This is a genomic window from Acidovorax temperans (assembly GCF_006716905.1).
Taxonomy (GTDB): Bacteria; Pseudomonadota; Gammaproteobacteria; order Burkholderiales; family Burkholderiaceae_C; genus Acidovorax; species Acidovorax temperans.
The window spans coordinates 384,313-407,733 of sequence record NZ_VFPV01000003.1; the positions used below are offsets into that span (position 1 = coordinate 384,313).

22 protein-coding genes and 2 tRNA genes are annotated in these 23,421 nt (G+C 63.8%); 1 reads left to right on the plus strand and 23 read right to left on the minus strand.

Going from position 1 to position 23,421, the window contains the following annotated elements:
• Window positions 1-19: 19 nt before the first annotated feature.
• The 4 genes from BDD18_RS16675 to infA form a co-directional block, all read right to left on the minus strand.
• Window positions 20-1,327 carry an IS4 family transposase gene (locus BDD18_RS16675; RefSeq protein ID WP_142084529.1) on the minus strand — a complete coding sequence of 436 codons (1,308 nt, stop codon included), beginning with the start codon at window positions 1,325-1,327 and terminating at the stop codon, window positions 20-22.
• A gap of 229 nt (window positions 1,328-1,556) precedes the next feature.
• On the minus strand, window positions 1,557-2,330 hold the full coding sequence (locus BDD18_RS16680) for a heparan-alpha-glucosaminide N-acetyltransferase (RefSeq protein ID WP_142084531.1): 774 nt from the start codon (window positions 2,328-2,330) through the stop codon (window positions 1,557-1,559).
• Window positions 2,331-2,520: 190 nt separating this feature from the next.
• Window positions 2,521-2,597: transfer RNA gene (locus BDD18_RS16685), tRNA-Pro, on the minus strand.
• Between the two features lie 165 nt (window positions 2,598-2,762).
• Entirely contained in the window at window positions 2,763-3,017 is a 255-nt protein-coding gene (gene infA / locus BDD18_RS16690; protein ID WP_044398417.1) for a translation initiation factor IF-1, read from the minus strand.
• A gap of 452 nt (window positions 3,018-3,469) precedes the next feature.
• Here infA and asd point away from each other — a divergent pair, with 452 nt between their 5' ends.
• Entirely contained in the window at window positions 3,470-4,315 is an 846-nt protein-coding gene (gene asd / locus BDD18_RS16695; RefSeq protein WP_142084533.1) for an archaetidylserine decarboxylase, read from the plus strand.
• Window positions 4,316-4,371: 56 nt separating this feature from the next.
• Here the strand turns inward: asd and BDD18_RS16700 are convergent, their stop codons facing one another.
• From BDD18_RS16700 to tilS, 19 genes are all read right to left on the minus strand, one after another.
• Window positions 4,372-4,581 (minus strand): hypothetical protein, encoded by a 210-nt coding sequence (locus BDD18_RS16700; protein ID WP_052521051.1) that lies wholly within the window; start codon window positions 4,579-4,581, stop codon window positions 4,372-4,374.
• 183 nt (window positions 4,582-4,764) lie between these two features.
• Window positions 4,765-5,580, minus strand: a complete 816-nt coding sequence (gene hutG, locus BDD18_RS16705; RefSeq protein WP_142084534.1) for an N-formylglutamate deformylase — start codon at window positions 5,578-5,580, stop codon at window positions 4,765-4,767.
• A gap of 40 nt (window positions 5,581-5,620) precedes the next feature.
• Window positions 5,621-7,003 (minus strand): formimidoylglutamate deiminase, encoded by a 1,383-nt coding sequence (locus BDD18_RS16710; RefSeq protein WP_142084537.1) that lies wholly within the window; start codon window positions 7,001-7,003, stop codon window positions 5,621-5,623.
• Window positions 7,000-8,268, minus strand: coding sequence for an imidazolonepropionase (hutI, locus tag BDD18_RS16715; RefSeq protein ID WP_244939124.1), 1,269 nt, complete (start codon window positions 8,266-8,268; stop codon window positions 7,000-7,002). The genes BDD18_RS16710 and hutI overlap by 4 nt, the downstream gene beginning before the upstream one ends.
• A gap of 98 nt (window positions 8,269-8,366) precedes the next feature.
• On the minus strand, window positions 8,367-8,981 hold the full coding sequence (locus tag BDD18_RS16720; RefSeq protein WP_211360818.1) for a HutD/Ves family protein: 615 nt from the start codon (window positions 8,979-8,981) through the stop codon (window positions 8,367-8,369).
• Window positions 8,982-8,995: 14 nt separating this feature from the next.
• Window positions 8,996-9,886 (minus strand): phytanoyl-CoA dioxygenase family protein, encoded by an 891-nt coding sequence (locus BDD18_RS16725; RefSeq protein WP_142084541.1) that lies wholly within the window; start codon window positions 9,884-9,886, stop codon window positions 8,996-8,998.
• A 61-nt stretch (window positions 9,887-9,947) separates the two neighbouring features.
• Entirely contained in the window at window positions 9,948-10,742 is a 795-nt protein-coding gene (locus BDD18_RS16730) for an amino acid ABC transporter ATP-binding protein (RefSeq protein WP_276490971.1), read from the minus strand.
• Complete coding sequence (locus BDD18_RS16735) at window positions 10,739-11,407, minus strand: amino acid ABC transporter permease (protein WP_063460535.1); 669 nt, start codon at window positions 11,405-11,407, stop codon at window positions 10,739-10,741. The genes BDD18_RS16730 and BDD18_RS16735 overlap by 4 nt, the downstream gene beginning before the upstream one ends.
• Before the next feature lie 26 nt (window positions 11,408-11,433).
• The gene (locus BDD18_RS16740) at window positions 11,434-12,186 is read right to left on the minus strand and encodes a glutamine ABC transporter substrate-binding protein (protein ID WP_142084543.1); all 753 of its coding nucleotides are present in this window, start codon (window positions 12,184-12,186) and stop codon (window positions 11,434-11,436) included.
• A gap of 31 nt (window positions 12,187-12,217) precedes the next feature.
• Entirely contained in the window at window positions 12,218-12,964 is a 747-nt protein-coding gene (locus BDD18_RS16745; protein ID WP_142084545.1) for an IclR family transcriptional regulator, read from the minus strand.
• A gap of 105 nt (window positions 12,965-13,069) precedes the next feature.
• Window positions 13,070-14,794 (minus strand): urocanate hydratase, encoded by a 1,725-nt coding sequence (gene hutU / locus BDD18_RS16750; protein ID WP_142084547.1) that lies wholly within the window; start codon window positions 14,792-14,794, stop codon window positions 13,070-13,072.
• A gap of 39 nt (window positions 14,795-14,833) precedes the next feature.
• A complete protein-coding gene (gene hutH, locus BDD18_RS16755; RefSeq protein ID WP_142084549.1) occupies window positions 14,834-16,372 on the minus strand; it encodes a histidine ammonia-lyase in 1,539 nt (512 codons plus the stop codon).
• A gap of 64 nt (window positions 16,373-16,436) precedes the next feature.
• Window positions 16,437-17,261 carry a histidine utilization repressor gene (hutC, locus tag BDD18_RS16760; protein WP_142084551.1) on the minus strand — a complete coding sequence of 275 codons (825 nt, stop codon included), beginning with the start codon at window positions 17,259-17,261 and terminating at the stop codon, window positions 16,437-16,439.
• A 30-nt stretch (window positions 17,262-17,291) separates the two neighbouring features.
• Window positions 17,292-18,071, minus strand: coding sequence for an ABC transporter ATP-binding protein (locus tag BDD18_RS16765; protein WP_094290960.1), 780 nt, complete (start codon window positions 18,069-18,071; stop codon window positions 17,292-17,294).
• Window positions 18,068-18,904 carry an ABC transporter permease gene (locus BDD18_RS16770; RefSeq protein WP_142084552.1) on the minus strand — a complete coding sequence of 279 codons (837 nt, stop codon included), beginning with the start codon at window positions 18,902-18,904 and terminating at the stop codon, window positions 18,068-18,070. Before BDD18_RS16770 ends, BDD18_RS16765 begins: the two co-directional genes overlap by 4 nt.
• A gap of 22 nt (window positions 18,905-18,926) precedes the next feature.
• The gene (locus BDD18_RS16775; protein ID WP_142084554.1) at window positions 18,927-19,892 is read right to left on the minus strand and encodes an ABC transporter substrate-binding protein; all 966 of its coding nucleotides are present in this window, start codon (window positions 19,890-19,892) and stop codon (window positions 18,927-18,929) included.
• Between the two features lie 690 nt (window positions 19,893-20,582).
• A complete protein-coding gene (locus BDD18_RS16780) occupies window positions 20,583-21,851 on the minus strand; it encodes an HD-GYP domain-containing protein (RefSeq protein ID WP_170207418.1) in 1,269 nt (422 codons plus the stop codon).
• A gap of 439 nt (window positions 21,852-22,290) precedes the next feature.
• Window positions 22,291-22,383: transfer RNA gene (locus BDD18_RS16785), tRNA-Ser, on the minus strand.
• A gap of 65 nt (window positions 22,384-22,448) precedes the next feature.
• Entirely contained in the window at window positions 22,449-23,399 is a 951-nt protein-coding gene (gene tilS, locus BDD18_RS16790) for a tRNA lysidine(34) synthetase TilS (RefSeq protein ID WP_142084558.1), read from the minus strand.
• Window positions 23,400-23,421: the final 22 nt, after the last annotated feature.

Below are 23,421 nucleotides of genomic sequence, written 5' to 3' on the forward strand. Positions count from 1 at the left end.
TTGGCCCAATGCCAGTCAGTTAAGAGCTGACTGGCATTTTTTTCGTTGGGAATTTGGAAGCGCGTTTTTTGACGACCCTTGGGAAGCGGCGCCCAGTGCGGCGTGGCCGCAGCACGAAGTGTCGCGATTGCGCCAACAGGGCTGCCAACTGCTTGGGCAAGGTGCCCGCAGAGTCCAGGCTGGGGACCGCCAGTAAGTTCACGATGGCGTAGCTGGCCGTATGGAAGCTGATGCGCTGGGGCTCGACCTGGACGTGCGCTGCCATCTCGCGCATCCAGCGGCGCAGCAGTGTGTAGGCGATCAGCACACCCCACAGCTCCTGGCGCACCAGCGCGGGCTGCTTGCTGCGCAGCACCGGCTCACCCTCCTGCAGGGTCTGCTTGATCTCCCGGAACCCCAACTCGATCTCCCAGCGCTGGTGGTAGAGCTCGGCCAGCTCCTGCGCCGGATGCGTGCGGGGACACAGCAAGGATGTGATGAAGCGGCGCAGCCGTCCACCCACGCTCACCTCGATCAGGCGTGCCTGCCAGTGGCTGGGCAGATGCGGGTGTGCCTTGCGCGCTTGCGGGGACACCGGCATGCGGATCAGCGCATCGCCGCACGCCAGTTGCTGGACGATCTCATGGCGCAGATTGTCCCGCGCGCGCATCAACCAGTGGCGCTGCGTACCCGCAGCCTGCCAGTCCAACAGGAACGCTGCCGAGAAGTACGCTCGGTCAAACAGGGTCACGGAGTGATCCTCGCCGCGCAACTGCGCTGCCAGGCTCAATTCGCCGCAGTCCATGGCGCCGAGCTTGGCATCAAGCATCTCGTGGCTGTGTGTGTCCATCAGGCAAGTGGCGCGGATCTGCGGCCAGGGCGAGAGGCCATGCTGGTTGCTGCAGCTGCCCAGTTCGACTCGATTCTCAGGGGTGTCCGGCGCCGACCAGACCACACCATCCACAGCCAGTACGCGCAGTGGCTGGCGCACATTCACCGCAGGACGGCTCCAGGCTTGGGTCAGTAGAGCGAACAGCTCGGCCAAAGGCTCCTCGCCCAGGCGCTGGCGGGCTTGCACGCTGACACTCGGTGCAGGCGGCGCTTGTCCATCCAGGCTCAAATCCAGCTGCTGCACCACCTGCCACAGTGGCCGGTCGCGAAACAGCGCCAGTCCGATCACAAGCCACACGGCATGTTCGGCAGGCAGCTTGCGCCGGCGGATGGAGGCCTTGCCGCTGGTCCCCAGCGCCTGTGCGATCCAGGCAGGGTCTATCAACGCGCTGAGCTGCTCGAGGCGATCAGGTACTCGGGGCAGGGTCTCGCGCAAGGCGTTTGCAAGCAGGCTCATCAAGAAAAAAGGGAACGTGTTGAACACGCTCCCTTTTACTGGATCAAGCCGCCTGCGGGCTTAACTGACTGGCATTGGGCTGTGGCCGCGTTTTTTTATGGGCATGCCGCTCGCACGCGAGATTTCAAGGCATCAAGATTCGCCGTGTGGATCTTGCAAGAGCCCCGTATCGTTTCGCTTCGTCATTGCGACAAACAAAGCGATTCGTCCAAGACGGTGCATGGCGTGCTCAACGCCCAGCAAACCACAACCACGCCATCAGCCCCCCGATCAACACGGGCTGGTGCAGCATGTAGTAGCTCAGGCTCCACCGCCCCAACACGGCCAAAGGCGCGAACAGCCCCACCATAGGCCGCTGTATCCAATGCAGGCGCCGGGCCAGCACCCATTGCCCGCAAGCCAAGCCCCACCACATTACGCCCAGCCAGGGGAACACTGGCACGAAGTCCTGGGTGAATGGCTTGCGACTGACCAAACCTAACCAGTTCAAAGGACGGCCGTTCAACCAAGGCGCCAAAGACTCCCAGCCGTGGCTCAACGCATACGCAGCTAGCGTGGGCAGACCCAGGGCAAACCCACCAGCCAACCACAGCCAGGGGCCCCATCCGGCGGTCAGGCGGGCCACGATCAACATCACCGCCATGCCATGCAGCACACCAAAGTAAATGAAGCTGTTTGGGAACATGGCGTATGAGCCGCCACTGACCAGCACCGCACACCCAGCGATTTGCGCCCACCGCTTCCAAAAACGCGTCCAGTCTTGCCCATGTTGCACAGCAGCGGCTTGTGAAAAGCCTGCGCAAAACAGGAAGAGGCTCACGATGGCCGTACGCTGAAGCGTCCAGAAAGGGTCCAGACGAAAGTTTTGGTTCCACAGCCCAAAATGGGCCAGATCAAAACCAAAGTGGAACGCCGTCATCCACACCATGGCTGCGCCGCGCAGGGCATCAATGGCGGCGTAACGGGGTGAACCTGGGGACAGGATAGACGAGTGTGGGAACATGCGACAAACAAGGGCGGACGCGTTCAGTGCGCACCAACGGCATTGGCTGAAAACGCAAGCGTAGCTGCATTCAACAAAAAGCGAGTGAGCGAAGCCACATGCTTATCGAACGACGGTAGGTGCTGAAGCACATAACCCCAAAAGCCCAATGTAAAAAGGCCCTGCAACACAGTTGCAGGGCCTTGAACAATGGTCGGAGCGGCGGGATTCGAACTCGCGACCCTCTGCTCCCAAAGCAGATGCGCTACCAGGCTGCGCTACGCTCCGACAGCTCGTATTATAACCTGTTTTTCGACGGGTTCTGGCTTTAAAGGCAGATTTTTGAACTTTTCAAAACTTGCCTGCTACGAGAAGCCAGTTCAAAGTTTCAGAGATGAAGCTTTGAAAAAGCTAAAAATTATAGCTCGAAATTTTTACCCGAAAACCTTCAGATCAGCGGGAACCGCCTGCGGGGCCTGGTCCACGGCCTGCCAGGTGGCGGAAGGTGATACGGCCCTTGGTCAGGTCGTAGGGAGACATCTCCAAAGAAACCTTGTCGCCCGCCAGGATGCGGATGTGATGCTTTCGCATCTTGCCACCGGTGTAAGCAATCAGTTGGTGCCCATTGTCCAGGGTTACGCGAAAGCGCGAGTCTGGCAAAACTTCGGTAACGGAGCCTTGCATTTCAATGAGTTCTTCTTTAGCCATGTGTTTCTATCTAGTGATCTCAAAAACAAATTTTGTAAGTGCGCCCGGCACACAAGATGCTTGCCTGGCAGTTCCTCGGTGGTGACCGGGAAACTCTGAGCACGGTGCTTTGCGGGCTGGGGGAGTCGCTGCACCCGGGGCGCAGATCAGAAAGAAAAGTGGCCTGGATGAGACGGCTTCGATGAACAGGCTTGGCGCTGTGCATGAGCCTATCGATTGTAGCGCGACCAATGTTTTTTGCCTACGTGCCACCATCCTCCCCACAAGAGCACCCACTCGTGCAAGACACTGCCTTCAGAACTCAGCCAACACCCCAGGGGTCGCAGGATGCGCTTGATCGCAACCATGAGGGACAAAAGCAGTGGCACAGGCAGCGAGCGACGCGCCCAATTTTTTGCACAGAAACCACCCGCTTAGAATGCGTCGCACTGCCCCCAATGAAGGAAGCGCCCTTGTCTGACCGCCTTGCCGTTCTGCCCCAGTATCTTTTACCCAAACAGGCCTTGACCTCTACCGCAGGTCGTTTCGCACGGGCGCGGGCCGGGCGCTGGACCACCGCAGCCATTGAGCGCTTCATTGCCCGTTATCAGGTGAACATGGCCGAGGCGGAAAATCCCGACCCGGCGGCTTACGCCACGTTCAACGATTTCTTCACACGCGCACTCAAGCCAGGAGCTCGCCCGCTGGCAGATGCCGACTGGATCTGCCCCGTGGATGGCGCCATCAGTCAATTTGGCCGCATAGAGCGGGACCAAGTCTTTCAGGCCAAGGGACATTCGTATTCAACCACCGCATTGGTGGGTGGCGATGCAGCCAGGGCCGCAGTTTTTGACGATGGCTACTTCGCCACGCTGTACCTCAGCCCCCGCGATTACCACCGCATCCACATGCCCTGTGCAGGCAAGCTCACGCACATGGTGCACGCACCGGGCGATCTGTTCTCGGTCAACCCCACTACGGCGCGGGGCGTGCCTGGGCTGTTCGCGCGCAACGAACGTGTAGTGTGTTTCTTTGAATCTGACCAAGGCCCCTTTGTGATGGTGCTGGTGGGCGCAACCATCGTGGGCAGCATGGCCACGGTATGGCATGGCTTGGTGAACCCGCCACGCACCGGCCAACTGCGCCAGTGGGACTATGCCCCCGGCCAAGTCAGCCTGCAGCAAGGGCAGGAAATGGGGCGCTTTTTGCTGGGTTCCACCGTGGTGATGCTCTTCCCCAAGGGCCCCATGCGTTTCAACCCTGCGTGGGCTCCTGCACGCCCTATTCGCCTGGGCGAAGCCATGGCGCACCGCAGCTAGAAGCTCTTCTCAAGCAAAACAGGCGCCGAGGCGCCTGTTTTGCTTCAGTGACTGCGTCACTCTTTTTCTGGTCTGCGTGTCAGGTGAAACGCGGTGGGTTCGAGTTGGAGAGACTCGGGACGCACCGGATTGTCGTGCCCTTGCAGGTACACCATCAGGGCACAACGTCGGATCACGACGTGGCTGACGGTTTCACGCTTCGCTCCCATCAGGACAGAGGCCCCGGGGCTGAATAAAGGCATGTAGTAATAAGCCGCATCGTGCATGGTGTGCGGCTCCATCCGCATGGGTGGTGCAACCACCGCCCCCCTTCGAGGCGAAGGGGTTGATAAGCCGATGGTAACACCTCGGACACAATCTAAGCCACACGCCCACCCGAAAACTGACGCAAGTCCAGCAGGCAAAAGGACCATCGCTTGGGCCGCAGGCTCGCTTCTTGGTTCACCCACTCAGATGCGGCTTGCCCGCGCAAAGTCCAGGGCCGCCGCCAGCATGCGCTGCAGATGCGGCTGCACCTGCACTGCGCGCTCTGGCAGGTAGTCAAACGGCAGGCATTCCTGCATGTAGCTGCATTGCGTCATCTCCAGTTGCACGGCATGCACGCCCTGCCCCGGCTGGCCGTAATGGCGGGTGATGTGGCCGCCCTTGAAGCGGCCATTGAGCACGGCGGTGTAGCCTGGGGCTGCTTCGGCAATCTGCAGCAGCTCTTGGGCCAGCGCCGGGTCGCAGCTTTCACCGTTGGCGGTACCCAGGTTCAGGTCGGGCAGCTTGCCTTCAAAAAAGCGCGGCAACACCGAACGGATGGAGTGCGCATCCCACAGCACGGCCACACCGTGCTGCGCACGGATGCGGTCCAGCTCGGCACGCAGTTGCGTGTGGTACGGCGCCCAGATGGCATCGCGGCGCGCAGCGATCTCTGCTTCATCGGGCACATCGCCTGCTGCGTAGATGGGCGTGTCGTCGAAAGTATCGACCGGGCACAGGCCGGTAACGCTCTGCCCCGGGTACAGGCTGGCGCCATCGGGCGGGCGGTTCATGTCGACCACATAGCGCGAATGCGTGGCCACGAGGATGGACGCCCCCATATCTTTCGCAAACGCATAGAGGCGCTCCATGTGCCAGTCGGTATCGGGCACCTGGCGGGCCTCATCGGTGAAGCGCGCGGCCAGCGCAGGCGGCACGTAGGTGCCTGCATGGGGCATGGACACCAGCAGCGGTGCAGTGCCGGGGTAAAAGACAAAAGGAGGTGGAGAGGTATCGGTCATCACAAGCTCGGGGGTATGAATTCAATCTCAATCGGACGCTTCAATCGGGCGCAATGGTGGCCGAGCGCGCTGCTACAAACGCATGGGCCGCCGCATCGTGCAGCGTGTGCCGGCCGCCCGTAATGCGCTGCTGGCCCGCCACCCACACGCTGTCGATGGCCGAGGTGCGGTGGCTGCCGAATACATGGGCCGACAACATGCTGGGTGCGGGCAAATCGCACAGCGCCACATGCTGCGCATCCAGCGCCACCAGATCGGCCTGCTGGCCCACGGCCAGGCCGCCAATAGCCCGGCCCGCAGCCTGCGCCCCGCCCTGCACGGCCTGCAAGGTCATGGCAGTGGCCACCTCGGGCTGCGCAGCGGTGGCCAGCACATTGCGCTGGCGCAGCGACAGGCGCTGGCCGTATTCGAGCACCAGCAATTCCTCGGCCGCATTCACGCAGGCATGGCTGTCCGAGCCCACGCCCCAGCGCCCACCGTGCTGCAGCCACAGCGGCATGGCGAAGATACCGTCACCCAGGTTGGCCTCGGTGGTGGGGCAGATGCCCGCCACGGCGCCTGAGCGCGCTGCGTCCTGGTACTCCTGCGGGGTCATATGCGTGGCATGCACCAGGCACCAGCGCTCGTCCACGGGGGCGTGCTCCAGCAGCCACTGCACCGGGCGCTGGCCGCTCCAGGCCACGCAGTCATCCACCTCCTGCGTCTGCTCGGCAATATGGATGTGGATGGGCGCCTGCGCATTGAGTGCCGTGAGGCCCTGCACGGCAGCCGCCAGGCTGTCGGGCGGCACCGCGCGCAATGAGTGCGGAGCCAGACCCAAAACAGCCTTTTGCGCTTGTGCGGTGGGCGCAAGGCGCTCCAATAAGGAGAGCATGTTGTCCGTGCTGCGAATGAAGCGTGCTTGGTCCGCGCGCGGTGGCTTGGCGCCAAAGCCGCTCGTCTGGTACAGCACCGGCAGCAGCGTGATGCCGATGCCCGCACGCTGCGCTGCACGCAGCAGTGCCAGCGACAGCGTGGCGTCATCGGCATAGGGTGTGCCGCCCTGGTCGTGGTGCACGTAGTGGAACTCGCACACGCTGGTGTAGCCCGCCTCCAGCATCTCCACATACAGCCAGGTCGCAATGGCCTCCAGCGATTCGGGCGTGATGCGCGCCGCAAAGCGGTACATGAGGTTGCGCCAGCTCCAGAAGCTGTCCTCCGCCTGGCCCCGGTATTCCGTCAGCCCCGCAAAGGCGCGCTGGAAGGCGTGCGAATGCAGGTTGGGCATGCCGGGGATCACCGGGCCTGCGGCAGTGGGCACGCCCGCAGGGGCTGTGGCGCCGGGGGTGACCTGAGCGATGCGCCCTGCCCCATCCCATGCGATCAGCACATTGCGCGCCCAGCCCGTGGGCAGCAGCGCATCGGCTGCAAAGAGCTGGTTCATGGCTGGACTCCGTGAATACGCCCTTGCCGCACGATGGTGCAGGCGGGCTTGTGGCCAAACCAGTAGGCCAGCTCGGCCGCATCGGCCAGTGGCCACAGCACAAAGTTGGCGGGTCTGCCGGATGCGATCAGGCCATGCGAATCTTGCAGCCCCAGCGCACGCGCTGCGTGGGTGGTGATGCCTGCCAAGGCCTCGGGCACCGTCAGGCGGAACAGCGTGCAGGCCATGTTGGCCATGAGCAGCAGGCTGAGGGCGGGCGAAGTGCCGGGGTTGTGGTCGGTCGATACCGCCATGGGCACGCCCGCATCGCGCAGCGCCTGGATGGGCGGCAAATGCGTGTCGCGCAGCGCGTAGTAGGCGCCCGGCAGCAGCACGGCCACGGTGCCTGCGGCTTGCATGGCGGCAATGCCACTCTCCGACAAATGCTCGATGTGGTCGCACGACAGCGCGCCGTAGCGGGCCGCCAGCGCCGCGCCGCCCATGTCCGACAGCTGCTCGGCATGCAGCTTGACGGGGATGCCGAGCTTTTGCGCAGACCGGAAGACCTGCTCGGTCTCGGCCAGCGTGAAGGCGATGCGCTCGCAGAACACATCCACCGCATCCACCAGGCCTTCGGCGGCGAGCGCGGGCAGCATGTCGTTGCAGACGAGGTCGATGTAATCCTGGCTGCGCCCTGCGTATTCGGGCGGCAAGGCGTGCGCGCCCAAAAAGGTGGTGCGCACCGTCACCCCAAACACCTCGCCCAGGCGGCGCGCCACGCGCAGTTGCTTGCGTTCGTGCGCCAGCGCCAGGCCGTAGCCGGATTTGATCTCGATGGCGCACACGCCCTCGGCCAGCAGGGCTTGCAGGCGCGGGGCGGCCTGGGCAAAAAGTTCGTCTTCCGACGCCGCACGCGTGGCCTTGACCGACGACACAATGCCCCCGCCCGCCTTGGCCACTTCTTCGTACGTGGCACCGGCCAGGCGCATGGCGAATTCGTTAGCACGCTGGCCGCCGTAGACCAAATGCGTGTGGCAATCCACCAGCCCGGGGGTAGCGAGCGCGCCCCGCGCATCGTGGCGCGGCAATGCCTGGTAAGCTGCGGGCAACTGCGCCTCGGGCCCCACCCAGGCCATCTGGCCTTGCTGCACCACCACGCAGGCCGATTGGCCCTCAGGCACTGCCACGTCGGCCGCCCACAGGCCGGGCGCGGGTTTCAGGTTGTGCCACACGCCATCGGCGTTCTGGCTGACGGCCGCCCCGTTCGGGTGGCTGTGGTTGTCCATGTGTTGCATCTGCCTGCCCACCCGTGGGCTCCGTGTTAAATGCTATACAAATAATAGCTACCAACGCTTATCCATCGGACGGTGGCGGCCATTTTTATTCAAATTTTGGGAGCTGCACCGCGCTGCAAGGCGATCCAGACCAGTGCGGGCGCATCGGCTTCGGCCCCTGCATGCAGCGGCTCCAGTTGGCCCGGCGTTGCACCGCCCTCGCCCGCCCACCAAAAGCCCTGTCCTGCCGCCAGCGCACGCGGCCCGGCGCCCGGCACCACCCACTGCCAATCGCCCTGCAGCACCAGGCACAGGCCTGCGGGCGTGTCGCCGGGCGACTGCGCATCGCTCACCACCTGCAGAGGCCCATGCCACAGGCCCCGCCGCAACATGAGGTTGAAGTCCTTGGAGGTGCCGCCCAGCATCGCGCCATCCACCGCGTCATCGCCCGAGAACGCAAACGGTTGCCAGCGCTGCTCCAGCCGGTGCTCCCAGCCAGGGCTGCGCAGGTGCAGGCCGCCGTCCCCCAGCAGCATGATCTGCCGGTCGATGGCCGGGAATACCGAGAACGGCCCGGGCCGGTCCACCGTGGCCAGACTCACGCGCCACTCAAAGCTGTTCATGTCGGCGCCCGGGGGCCAGCAGGCCAGCTCCTGCGTGCTGCCGCCGCCGTTTTTCCAGGGCATGCTGGGGGTGGACGCCAGATCAAAAAAATGCATCGCCATCGTTGTCATGCCCCTCATCCATGGGCCGTGGACTGATCTGCGTCCGCGACCAGCAACGGGAACAGAGGATGGTTCATCTCTGCCCCGGCAGGTAGCTCATCCGCCAGGCCAGGAAACTCGGGTGATGTCTTCCATGGCCGGGGCGCATGGCGCGTGTCGTCACCCAGGAAGCGCACCGAGAACACACGGCGGCGGTTAGTGCCCTCTACTCCACCCGCCGCATGCAGCGTGAGCATGTGAAAGCACACCACGTCGCCGGGCTCGATCTCCCAACCCACGATGGGGTATGCAGCACGGTCGGCCTCAACGTCGGGCAGGTCCTGCAGGCTGCCTTCGGGGAACCACTTCGCCTGGTTGTCCATGAAGGTGCGCGGCATGAGCCATGGGCCCTTGTGCGAACCGGCCACAAACTCCAGCGTCGCAGCGCGGGACACCGGATCGACCGGTATCCACATGCTGATGTTCTGCATGCCGTCGATGTTGTAGTACGGCTGGTCCTGGTGCCAGGGCGTGCGCTGGCGGGTTCCCGGCTCCTTCACCAGCACATGGTCGTGGTACAGCCGCACGGTGCGCGACTGCATCAGGCGCTGCGCAACCAGCGCCAGCGGTGTCTCGCGCACAAAGCGGCCAAACTGCGGGATGTCCTGCCAGTTGCAGAAGTCCTCGAAGAAGCGGCCTGGGTCATCCGGCCTGCTGGCCACTTTGGCGCGCGGGCTGGGCGCGGCCAGGTTGGCGTCGATGCCGTCGCGCAGCAAGGCCACTTCATCGGGCGTGAGCAGCTGCTTGATGCACAGCGCGCCATCGCGGTCAAAGCGGGCAATGTCGTCTGCGGTCAGGCGCTCCTGCAAGCGCTGCTGAAAGCGTGCTGGCAAGGGTGTGTCCAAAGCAGATGAAGGCTGGGGCATCGGGGTTGTCTCCTTGATTGTTATTGACCATGGTGCACCACGCCGCTCCCAGCCTCAGGCCTCAGGCGCGCGTGAGCACAGCTTGCAGGAAAGAGCGCGTGCGCTCCTGCGTCGGGTTGGTGAAGATGGTGGCAGGTTCACCGGCCTCGATGATGCCGCCGCCGTCCATCACCACCACCACGTCGCCCACCTCGCGTGCAAAGTCCATTTCGTGCGTGACCACCATCATGGTCATGCCTTCGCTGGCCAGCAGCTTCATGACTTGCAGCACCTCGCCCACCAGCTCCGGGTCCAGCGCCGACGTGGGCTCGTCGAACAGCATCACGCGCGGCTCCATGGCCAGCGCACGGGCAATGGCCACGCGCTGCTTTTGCCCGCCCGACAGGCTGGCAGGCATGGCCAAAGCCTTGTGCGCCAGGCCCACCTTGGTCAGCAGGGCCTGTGCGCGCTCCTCGGCCTCCTTGCGCGAGAGGCCGCGCAGCTTGCGCGGGCCCAGCGTCACGTTGTCGAGCACCGACAGGTGCGGGAACAGGTTGAACGACTGGAACACCATGCCCACCTCTTCGCGCAGCGCGTTGAGGTCATGGTCGGGCAGCATGCGGCCGTCCTGCACCAGCGTGCGGCCGCAGATCTCCACAGTGCCCCCCTCGGGCTGTTCCAGGCCGTTGCAGCAGCGCAAGAACGTGCTCTTGCCAGAACCACTGGGCCCAATCACCACCACCACCTGCGAGGGCAGCACGTCAAAGTCAATGCCGCTCAGCACCACATGGCTGCCAAAAGACTTGCGCAGCCCGCGAATGCGCACGATGGGCTCGGCTGCCTGGCCCGTTCCGTTCATCACAGCGTCTTTCTTCATTGCACCATCCCTCCAGCGCGCAGACGCAGTTCGATGCGGCGCAGCACCAGCGTGGTGGCCCCCGTCAGGATGAAATACACCACCGCAATCGCCAGATACACCTCCAGCGAACGGTACGACACGCTGATGATCTTCTGGCCTTCGTGCATCAGGTCATGGATGGTGAGCAGTGACACCAGCGCCGAGTTCTTGATCAGCGCGATGAACTCATTGCCCAGCGGCGGAATCATGCGCACCACCGCCTGCGGCAGCACTACGGTGCGCATGGCCAGGCCCGACGACATGCCGATGGAGCGCGCAGCTTCCATCTGCCCCTTGTCGATGGACTGGATGGCGCCGCGCACCACCTCGGACACATAAGCGCCCGAGTAGATGCCCAGGCCGATCACCCCGCACACAAAAGCGGGCAACAAAATGCCGAACTGTGGCAAACCAAAGAACAGGATGAACAGCTGCACCAGCAGCGGCGTGCCACGGATGGCAGCGACGTAGGCGGTGCACAGGGCATAGACCACCCGGCGCTTGGGGTTGAGGCGGCCAATGCCCACCAGCAGCCCCATGACACAGCCCAGCAGCAGCGAGGCGGCCGTGATTTCCACAGTGACCAGCGCACCCGCCAGCAACTGCGGCACCCCGGCCCAGACAGGAGAAAAATCGAGTTCCATGGCTCAGTTCGGCAACCGTGGTTGGCTTACTTGGCAGCGCTGTTGCTGAACCACTTCTTGACGATGGCCGCGTAGGTGCCATCCGCCTTGAGCTTGGCAATGGCGCCGTTGACCGCCTTCGTCAGCTCGGGCGTGTCCTTGCGCAGGGCCATGCCGTATTCCTCGGTGGTGAGCTGCTCGTCCAGCACGCGCAGGCCCGGGCGGGTGCGCACGTACTGGAAAGCGGCGGGCTTGCCGGTCACGGCGGCATCGGCGCGACCAATGTCCACCAAGTTGAACATCTCCTGGTTTTTTTCGACCTCGACGCGTTGCACCTTGGGGAATTTTTCAGTCAGGTAGCTCACGGATTTCGTGCCCACCTGCACGCTAACCTTCTTGCCGTCCAAGTCAGCCAGCTTGTTGATGGTTTTGTTGTCGGCTTTCACCATCACCACTAAGCCGCCGGCGTAGTAGGAGTCGGTGAAGTCCACCACCTTCTTGCGCTCATCGGTGATGTAGATGGCCGACACGGCCATGTCAAAACGCTTGGAGATGAGACCGGGGATCAGCCCCTTGAAATCGATGTCCACCCATTCGACCTGCTTGCCCATGGTCTTGGCAATCGCTTCCACCAGCTCGATGTCAAAGCCTGTGCGTTTGCCGTTCTCGACAAACTCCATGGGCGGGAACGTGGCATCAGTGCCCACACGCAGGACGTTGTCCTGGGCTTGTGCACCCGCGGTGAACAAGGCAGCTGCGGCGGCCAGACTGGCCAGAAGAAGGTTGCGACGAAGGTTCATGGGAAAAGCTCCTGGGGAGGGGTGAGGGAAATCAGGGAGAAGTGAGCTGGCGGGAGATGCGCGCTGCGGCGACGACGGCCATGCCGGTGAGCGCGGCCTCCTGCCCTTGGGCCCGCAAGATCGGGGCCATCAGGGTGATGGCCCCTGCAGCCTGCCGGGGAGATCCGAACACGGGCACGCTGACACCCCAGACACCGGCATCCACTTCGCCAGAGCTGACGGCGTAACCCGCCTTTGCAATGCCCTCCAGCTCGGACAGCGCCGCCTGGCGCTCAGCAGTGTCTGCGCCGTAGTGCAGGTCCAGAATGGCATTGCGCGTAGCCGGTGCCACATGGGCAAGCAGACACTTGGCGGAGGCACCCGCGCGCAGCGGCACGCTGCGCCCTTTTTCAAACGAGCAGCGCAGGGCCTGCGTGCTGTCCACAATGTCCAGGCACACCACGCTGTCGTTCACCGCCACCACCAGCCCCACGCTCTCGTGGGACTGCCGGGCCAGGGCCTGCATGTCCGGCCGCGCGTGGTGCACCAGGTGCGATGCCATGTCAAAGCCCAGGGCGAGTTGCAGGCTCAGCGGCCCGGGCGCGTAGTGCCCGCTACTCTCCAGCACAAAGCCCCACTGCTTGAGCCGCGCCAACTGGCGGTACAGGGTGCTGCGCGCCAGGCCCGTGGCTTCCATCAACTCGGCCGCCGACATGGGCTGCCCATGTTGCGCCAGCACCGCCAGCACGTGCAGAACACGGTCGGCGGCGGCAACGGAGGTTGGTCCACGGGTGAGCATGGACTCAGTATCAAAGGATTGCAGCGGCATTCAAACCAAACATTCCCAACGAATGGGAATGCAGTTCCCTTTTTTCACATTCCTGTCATTCCCTCCCTCACCCCTTCACTTCACCATGGGCAGCTTCAGGCCCTGGTTCTTGGCCGTCTCCACCGCCAGTTGGTAGCCAGCATCGGCATGGCGCATCACGCCGCTGCCGCAGTCGTTGACCAGCACATTGGCCAGCCGTGCAGCGGCCGCATCAGTGCCATCGGCCACGATGACCATGCCCGAGTGCTGCGAGTAGCCCATGCCCACCCCGCCGCCGTGGTGCAGGCTCACCCAGGTGGCACCGCCCGAGGTGTTGAGTAGCGCGTTGAGCAGCGGCCAGTCGCTCACAGCGTCCGTGCCGTCCTTCATGCCTTCGGTCTCGCGGTTGGGGCTGGCCACGCTGCCGGTGTCCAGGTGGTCGCGACCGATCACGATGGGGGCCTTCAGCTCGCCGTTCTTCACCATCTCGTTGAAGGCCAGACCCGCGATGTGGCGCTCGCCCAGGCCCAGCCAGCAGATGCGTGCGGGCAGGCCCTGGAAGGCGATGCGCTCGCCCGCCATGTCGAGCCAGCGGTGCACGTGTTTGTTCTCGGGGAACAGCTCCTTGATCTTGGCGTCGGTCTTGCGGATGTCTTCCGGGTCACCCGACAGGGCCACCCAGCGGAATGGGCCCTTGCCTTCGCAGAACAGGGGGCGGATGTAGGCAGGCACAAAGCCGGGGAAGTCGAATGCGTCCTTCACGCCTTCGTCAAACGCCACCTGGCGGATGTTGTTGCCGTAGTCCACCGTGGGGATACCCATCGATTGGAAGTCAAGCATGGCCTGCACATGCACGGCGCACGATTGGGCGGCAGCTTTCTTCAGCACCTCGTGCTGCGTCACGTCCTGCTGCGCGGCGCGCCACTGGGCCACCGTCCAGCCTGCGGGCAGGTAGCCGTTGACGAGGTCGTGGGCCGAGGTCTGGTCGGTGACCAGGTCGGGCTTCAAGCCACCGGCCTTGGCGCGGCGCACCAGCTCGGGCAGGATTTCGGCAGCATTGCCCAGCAGTGCAATCGATACGGCCTCTTTGGCCGCCGTGTGCTGCTGGATCAGCTCCAACGCGTGGTCAATGTCACGCGCCTGCTTGTCCACGTAGCGCGTGCGCAGGCGGAAGTCGATGCTGCTTTGCTGGCACTCAATGTTGAGCGACACCGCGCCCGCAAAGGTAGCGGCCAGCGGCTGCGCGCCGCCCATTCCGCCCAGGCCTGCGGTCAAGATCCAGCGCCCTTCGAGCGATCCGCCAAAGTGCTTGCGGCCTGCCTCGGCAAAGGTTTCGTACGTGCCCTGGACGATGCCCTGCGTGCCGATGTAGATCCAGCTGCCCGCCGTCATCTGGCCGTACATGAACAGGCCCTTCTGGTCCAGCTCGCTGAAGTGCTCCCAGTTGGCCCATTTGGGCACCAGGTTGGAGTTGGCCAGCAGCACGCGAGGCGCGTTGGCGTGGGTCTTAAACACGCCCACGGGCTTACCGGACTGGATGAGCAGGGTTTCGTCGTCGTTCAAGTCCTTGAGCGAGGCGAGGATCTGGTCAAAGCATTCCCAATTGCGCGCGGCGCGGCCGATGCCGCCGTACACCACCAGGTCTTGCGGGCGCTCGGCCACCTCGGGGTCGAGATTGTTCTGGATCATGCGGTAGGCCGCTTCGGTGAGCCAGCTCTTGCAGGTCAGCTGGCTGCCGCGCGGCGCGCGGATCACGCGGCTGGCGTCGTGGCGGGGGTCAGTGTTGGAGGCGGCGGCGATGATGGCGTCGTTGGCATTCATGGTGGGCTCCTGTGAATCAGTGGGTGTGCGTGGAAAAAATCAGGCGAAGCTGGGCAGGCATTGCGTGAGCGCTGCGGGCCATGTGGACTGCTGGGCCCAGGCGCGCATGGCTTCGATGTCGGGAGCGAGGTAACGGTCCTGCTCCAGGTAGGCCACGCGCTCGCGGATGGCGGCGAATTGCGCTTCGATGAGGGGTGAACTCTTGAGCGAGCGGTCGAACTCCATGCCTTGTGCGGCGGCCATGGCTTCGATGCCGACCATCACCGCCGCATTGCGCACCATGTCGCCCAGGCGGCGTGCACCGTAAGTGGCCATGGAGACATGGTCCTCCTGGTTGGCCGATGTGGGCAGGCTGGTCACGCTGCTGGGGTTGGCGAGGCACTGGTTCTCGGTCGCCAATGCGGCGGCGGTGACCTGGGCGATCATGAAGCCAGAGTTGACGCCGCTGTCGCGGATCAGGAACGCGGGCAAGCCCGAGAGGCCTGGGTCCAGCAGCAGCGACAGGCGGCGCTCGGAAATGGCACCGATCTCGGCCACGGCCAGCGCGATGATGTCGGCCACAAAGGCCACGGGCTCGGCGTGGAAGTTGCCGCCGGAAATCACATCGCCGTTGTCGAACACCAGAGGGTTGTCCGACGCGGCATTGGCCTCGATGGTCAACACGCGCGCCGCGTGGTGCAGGTTATCCAGGCACGCACCCATCACCTGCGGCACGCAGCGGATCGAATAAGGGTCTTGCACGCGGCCACAGTTGGGGTGCGAGGGGTCGATGGCGCTGCCGTCCAGCAGCGCGCGCACAGCGGCGGCCACTGCGATCTGCCCGGCCTGGCCGCGTGCCTCATGGATGCGCGCGTCAAACGGCTTGACCGAGCCCTTGATGGCTTCGAGCGACAGGCAGCCTGCGACCAGCGCGGCAGCAAACACGCTCTCGGCGCCGAACAACCCGGCCAGCGCCAGCGAGGTGGACACCTGCGTGCCGTTGAGCAGCGCCAGCCCTTCCTTGGGGCCCAGCACAAACGGTTGCATGCCGATGGAACGCATGGCCTCGGCACCGGGCACCACCTTGCCATCTACCTTGGCCTGACCTTCCCCAATCAGCACGCAGGCCATGTGCGCCAGCGGCGCCAAGTCGCCGGATGCCCCCACCGAGCCCTTGGCCGGGATCACCGGCAGCACGTTGGCGTTGGCCAGGGCCAGCAGCGCATCCACCAGCTCGGGCCGCACGCCCGAGTGGCCGCGCGCCAGGCTCACGGACTTGGTCGCGAGGATGAGGCGCACCACGTCATCAGGCAGCGGGTCGCCCGTGCCCACGCTGTGCGACAGCACCAGGTTGCGCTGCAGTTCAGCCAGGCGGTCGTGCGCAATCTTGGTGCTGGCCAGCTTGCCAAAGCCGGTGTTGATGCCATAGACCACCTGGTCTTCATCAACGATGCGCTGCACCGTGGCCAGGGACTTTTGCAAACCCGCGCGGGCCGAAGCATCCAGCACCAGCTGCACGGGGCCGGCGTGGATGCGGCGCAGCTCGGCCAGCGTGACGCGGCCGGGGTGCAGGGTGATGGGCGATGCGTTGTGTGTCATGGCGTTGGTCCTGTATATACAAGTAGGTACAAGCAAAAAAATTCTGTGCTTTTGGCAAAAACTTTTAACCAGCGACGGGGTTGCCGTCGGCGCGGAAACGGCTGCCCAGGCGGTAGCGGGTGGCGGGGTGCAGGCAGCGCACCACGGTGATCGGCACGCCGCGCGACCAGGTACGGCGGGTGAGCAACAGGCAGGGCTCCTGCGGAGACATCTCCAGCAGCGCGGCCTGCTCGGCGGTGGGCATGACGGCATCGACCACATGCTCGATCTGGTCGAAGGGCACGTTGCGCACCAGGTATTCGGAGGGCTGCAGTTGCGTGAAGTCCTGCGCGGCGAACTGGGGCACCTGGCGTGGGTTGACGTGGCGGTCTTCCAGTTGCACGGGCAGGCCGTCTTCGCGGTGGATGCACAGCGAGTGGAACACCGACTCGCCCGTGCGCAGGTCCAGAGCGGCGGCCACCTCCAGCGTGGCAGAGGTGCGCTCCACCGTCAGCACATCGCAGCGATAGTCGTGCCCGCGCTGGCGGATCTCGCTCGCCAGGTTGGCAATCTGCAGCAGCGTGGATTGGGGCTTGTCTTCGGCCACGAAGCTGCCCACACCGGCCACGCGCACGATGCGCCCCTGCTCCACCAGCTCGCGCAGTGCGCGGTTCACCGTCATGCGCGAGATGCCGAACTGGGTGACCAGTTCGCTCTCGGACGGCAGGCGGTCGCCCGCGCGCCAGATGCCTTCCTGGATCTTGCGCGCAATGTGGTCCTTGACCTGCTCGTACAGCGCCATGGCCTGCGCGGGCGCAGCCGCAGAGGCCACGGCCACGGCCACGGCCTTGGCAGGCGTGGCGCTGCGCGGTGCAGCGGCGGTGGTGCGGCGGGATGGACGTGCGCTCATGGGTGGATGCCGGGTGGGTTCAGGTTCAGATCAGTGCAGGTCCGCCGCCATGGATTCGGCGCGGATCTCTTCGGTGAGGCGCGCTTTGAGGTCCATGAACTCGGGGCTGGTCTTGATCGTGTAGTGGCGCGGGTGCGGCAAGTCCACCGCCAGCTCGGTCTTGATGCGGCCGGGCCGGGCGCTGAACACGGCCACGCGGTTGGCCATGAAGATGGCTTCGTCGATGTCGTGGGTCACGAACAGCACCGTCTTGCGCTCGGCCTCCCAGATGCCCAGCAGCAGCTCTTGCATGAGCACGCGGGTCTGGTTGTCCAGCGCGCCAAAGGGCTCGTCCATCAGCAAAATCTTGGGGTCGTTGGCCAGGGCGCGCGCGATGGCGGTGCGCTGCTGCATGCCACCCGACAGCTGCTTGGGAAAGTGCTGCTCGAAGCCGCGCAGGCCTACCTTGGCGATGAAGTACGCGGCGCGCTCTTTTTGCTGCGCCTCGGGCATACCCCGCTCGCGCAGGCCAAAGCGAATGTTCTGCTCGATGGTGAGCCAGGGGAACAGCGTGTAGCTCTGGAACACCATGCCCCGGTCTGCGCCCGGGCCTTCCACTGGCACGCCGTCCAGCAGCACCCGGCCGCTGGTGGCGTGGTCCAGGCCCGCGACGATGCGCAGCAGCGTGGACTTGCCGCAGCCCGAGGGGCCAAGGATGGTGACAAAGTCGTTGTCACGCACTTCAAAATCGACGGGCAGCAGGGCCTGCGTGCGCTGGCCCTTGTGCCCTTCAAAGATGCGCGAGACGGCTTGAATGGATACGCTGCTCATCGTACAAAACTCCAGGCAAACAGACGGTGGTTGAGCGCCTTGAAGGCGAAGTCGGACACCAGCCCGATGAGGCCGATGATGATGATGCCGAAGATGATCTGGCCGGTGTTGAGCAGCGACTGGCTGTCGGTGATCATGTGGCCGATGCCGCTGGACGAGCCGATCAGCTCGGCCACGATCACATAGGTCCAGGCCCAGCCCAGCACCAGGCGCAGGGTCTCGGCGATCTCGGGCGCTGCGCCGGGGATCAGCACCCGTGTGACGATGCCCTTGTGGCCCGCACCCAATGTGTATGCAGCTTCCACCAAGTCGCGCCGCGCACCGCCCACGGTGACGGCCACCATCAGCGTGATCTGGAAGACCGAGCCGATGAAGATGACGAGGATTTTCTGCGCCTCGCCAATGCCCGCCCACAGGATCAGGAGTGGAATGAAGGCCGAGGCCGGCAGGTAGCGGCAGAACGAAATGAAGGGCTCGAAGAACGCCTCGACCCCCTTGTACGCGCCCATCGCAATGCCCAGCGGTACGGCAATGACCGCTGCCAGGATGAAGCCACCGACCACACGCCAGATGGTCATGCCGATGTCTTTGACGAAGCCGTACTCGGTGAACAGCAGCCAGCCTTCCTTCACCATGGTGACGGGGCTAGCCAGGAAGGTGGGCGACACGAAGCCGCCCAAGGTGAAGAACGCCCACACCGCCACGAACAGGGCGAAAAAGGCCAGCCCCAGCATCCAGCGGGATCGGCTGCTCACAGGCTCCAGCGGGGCGAGCGAGCGCCGACGCACGGTGGCCTTTGGCTCAGAAACGAAAAGGGGTTGCACGGCGGACATGGAGCTCTCTTCTTCCGTCTATTTACTTGATGAAGCTGGCGTCAAAGGTGACGTTCAGGTCTTCAGGCGCCTTGCGGATGATGCCGGCCTCCAGCAGGATGGCCGTGGCGTCCTTCATGAAACTGGTCAGCTCGCCCGCAAAGAACTTCTGGTTGGCAGCCTTGTCCTGCCAGCGCAGGAAGGACGACGACTTGGCGAACTGCTCGCCCGTCTGCTTGACGGCGGCGCCCATGATCTCGTTGGACTTGGTCGGGTCGGCCTTGATCATGTCCAACGCCTGGAAATACGAATTGGCGAGTGCCTGCGCGGCCTTGCCGTTGGCCTTGAGCCAGGTGGGGTCGCAACCCACGGTGTCCATCACCATGGGGTAGTCGAGAGTGGTGGCCAAAATCTTGCCCGACGCAGGGTTGTCGCGCACGGTGGAGAGATACGGCTCGTACGTCATGGCAGCGTCGTTCTGCCCAGCCACAAAGGCCTGCGCGGCCGCCTGGGGCGACAGCGTGGTGGTCTTCACATCCTTGAGGCTCATGCCGTTCTTGCTCAGCATCCAGGCCAGGCCGAAATAAGGGGCGGTGCCGGGCGCATCCACGCCGATGGTCTTGCCATTGAGGTCTGCAAAGCTGTTGATGTTGCCGCGCACCGCGATGCCGTCGGCGCCGTAGGACTTGTCCATCTGGAAGATCTGCACGATGGGCACGCCATTGGCATTCCAGGCCACATGGGTCTCCACGGTGGTGGCAGCGCACTGGATGGACTTGGAGGCAAGGGCCAGGTGGCGGTCCTTCTGCGGGATCATCTTGATCTCCACATCCAGGCCGTTCTTCTTGAAGATGCCCGCCTTGTCGGCCAGCGTGAGCGGTGCGAAACCTGTCCAGCCGGACATGCCCAACACGATCTTGGTGTTTTGCGCCTGCGCGGGCGTGGCCACAGCCAGGACACAAGCAGCGGCCGCAGCCAGCGTTGCCATCTTTACAACCGATCCAGTCATCATCTGCTCCTGTTCGAAAAAAGAATTCGTCGTCGCCCACGCGTGGCCAGGACACCCCAGCAACACCGCGCCATGATGACATTGCGGAAACACCTGTCTATACAGGGTAATCACCAACGAACCACGGCCAAGTGGGAGCGAACAGAACAGCAAGAACGAGGCCAGCCCAAACAGAGGGCCATGCCCCCAGACCACGAATCAGCAATGCTATTTATTTGATAGCTTGCAGCGCTTATTCAGCGTGCGTTAGCGGCACTTTTTACGTAAATCTCTAACAAACGTAGATATCAACTTGCACCATATAAGTGCAACCTGGGCCTGCAGAAAATGGGCCGCCTACGCATCACTGCGGCACACCGCCCGCTGCGCCCGTCAGAAAGCGGTGCCAGGCAACACCGCCTCGACCAGCAGGCCCCGGCCAGCATTGGCGATGTGCAGCGCAGCTGCAAGGGTTGGCCAGCAGGGTCGCTCTGGCGCGAAGCGTTGTCCAGCAAGTTGCGCAGTAGCCTGGTGCGCGAACGATCCAGCGTGAGCAGCGGCAGGCTTTGTCCCTCGTCCGCCCCACCCTTTTGGCGACAACACTTCAGGTGCACCTGCGGCGCAGCCCCATGGCGCAAGGCCAGCTCATCCATCACTTGTTGCACCAGCCAGCGCAGCTCGGTGATTTCGCTGGTCTGCGCTGCGTGGTAGCTAGCCCCCCATGGCCAGCGAGTCGCACAGGTCTTGCAACTGCTGCGCCTGCGGTGCTGGAAGCGTGCCCGCACGCAGCAAAGCGGCGCGCTGCACGCCTCGCAAGCGAAAGTAGAGCTCGTCTTCCAGTGCCTCCACCTCCGCCGCATCTGCGCTGAGCAGGGCCGATGGGTTCCACAAACCGCTCTCGTTCCAGCCGGTGCGCAGTCGTCCCAACAAAAATTCTGCAAGCTCCAGCGCCTGCTGCAACGCAGGCAACTGGGCCTGCGCTGCCAAAGCACTCACCCGGCTTTCTGCTGACGCCAGCACCTCACTCAAGGCAGCCAGTCGCTGCTGAATGTCTTCAGGCTCCATCACTGCCGATTGGGGTGGCTGTGCGCTGGCCGCCTGGGTGATTTTTCCGACCCAGACCAAATCGAATTCTCCGGGAACCGCACGCAACGCCACACTGGCGTGCAGCAGGTGGCTGTAGGGGCTGCGCAGCGCGTGGAGGGTGGCCTCCGTCACCGCCAACAGACGGCCCTGCGTGGACATCTGCCCCCCAGCCAACGCATTGGGGTAGCCCGACTGGTCCAGCCGCTCGTGATGCTCTGCCACAGCCCTGGCCACGTCGGCGGGATAGTTGGTCAACTGCGCCAAGAGCAGCGACCCCACATGCGGATGCACCACCAGCTGCTGGTAACTGGCAAAGTCCAGATCCCGGTCGGCCTCGGCTTCGCCGTGCTCCGGGCCGATGTACATCTCGCCCACATCGTGCAACAGACCGCAGAGCAACGCCAGGCGCACCGCGGCGTCGTCTCCACCTCCTGCAGCCATCAGAGCCCCGTTCAGAGCCATTGCGGCCACAGCATGAGCGTAGTGTTCAGGCCGCGCGGTCTGCGCGGCGGTGAGCAAAAGCTGGGCTACAGGGTGCAGAGTCAGCCCTTTGATCAAGCTGGCCAAACGCTGGGCATGGGGTTGCAGCAAAGGGAGCAGCGCGGAGCCGCCGCCCAGCAATTCTTCGAACGCAAGCGCCAGGCTCGCGGCGCTGACGCCATCTTCCGCCACCAAACTGGTTTCCAGCGGCTGACGCAACTCACGGTCCAGCAGCTTGCGTTGCAGCGAGGTGGACACAGGCTGGTTGCCAGCCCAAAGCTTTACGCCGGAAATGTCGTAGATGTCGGTGGCGGAAATGATCCGGCGGGTTTCGCTCGCCTCCAAAATGGTGGCCAGAGCGTGGGGGTTGGCTTTACCGAAAGCACTTCGGTCAGAGGCGGTAGGTGGCGTCATCGTGTGTCCCCCAGAAACGTGATGGCTGATTATGAGCCGCGCACTCCCAAAAGTACCACCCTGGTTTGCCACGGGCGGGGCGATAGCGCGTGAGGCCCCTGAGAGAAATCTGAAATTGGTCATGAAAGACGGCAAGATCTGCAAGAACACGCTATGAACGTCTTCAAACAAGCCCACACAGGGTCCGGCGCGCATTTTGGTGGCCTTGTACAGATCGCCCTGGTGCTTGGTCGCGGGCGAGGGAACACCGTTGCTCATATCACGGCCCTTACGCCTCAAATTCACCGTAGGTTGGGGTCGGCGGTCCACAAGATGGCATACGTCCTGGCTTCAATATCCCAAGTACTGGGATGACGGGATGCTGTCGATACCGCCTCAATGCGCAGATGGGGATCCAAACGAAAAAGCCCTGAACAACTTTGTTGCTCAGGGCTTATCTTGGCGGAAACGGAGGGATTCGAACCCTCGATGAGGCTCTACACCCCATACTCCCTTAGCAGGGGAGCACCTTCGGCCACTCGGTCACGTTTCCAATCCCGCTATTATGCCTCATTTTTGAGGCTTTCTAGGAAAACCTGGAGGCTTGCCGGAGAGGTTTCAGGCCGCACTCCATTCAAGTACAGCCCCTTGCCTCAGCGCAAAGCCACGCCCCACTTTCAGCCGCAAACGGTGTCCTCGGGTCGTGCACGCAGCTATCTGATCCAGCAGCTCCGCCAGCTGGGCGGCGGATGGGGTGGTTTGGTGATGGATCCGCAGCCAGTAGCGCAAGACGTTGGCCTGCCTTGAGCGGGTCAGCGTCTGTAGGCGCTGTATCGTGGGAGGCAAGCCCGTGGCAGCGAGGTCTTGCTCTGCGATCTCTTGCAGCAACTCGTCTGCCTGGGCTGCGTTGGCCGCGGTTCGCCCAAACGTTTCCCGATACGAGGGGAAAACTGCCTGAAGCGCTGGCAATAGCTGGGCGCGAATGCGATTGCGGGTGAAACGCTGGTCTGTGTTGCTGGGGTCTTCTATCCATGCATGCCCACCTTGGCGTAACCAGTCGCGCACGTCATGACTGGATACCTGGAGCAGTGGCCTGCACCAAACGCGCCCTTGCCGTTGCCAGTGGGCGGGCATGGCTGCGATGCCGGCGACCCCTGAGCCGCGCGACAAGGCAAGGAGCATGGTTTCCACCTGATCGTCTGCATGCTGCGCCAGCGCTACAGTCTTGATAGCAGCTAGCGCAGGCTCAGAGGCCAGTGCAGCATCAAATGCCTGATAGCGCGCCTGGCGTGCAGCATCTTCCGGGCTCTGGCCGCTGGCGTGGCGGCCGTCCACACGCTGTACGAACAAGGGAACACCGAGAGCGTTGCACAGCTGCACGCAATGCCGCTCGAAAGACACTGCCGCCGCTTGCAGGCCATGGTTCACATGGATGGCGCTGACTTGTCCCGGGTACTTTCGTGACGCAGCGAACAACAGCGCCGTGGAGTCTGCGCCCCCACTGAGCCCCACCGCCAAAGGTAGCTTGGGCGAAAACGCCGCCATAGCGGCATCCACGGAGATGGTCATGCCCAGACCTCCGCATGCCCTG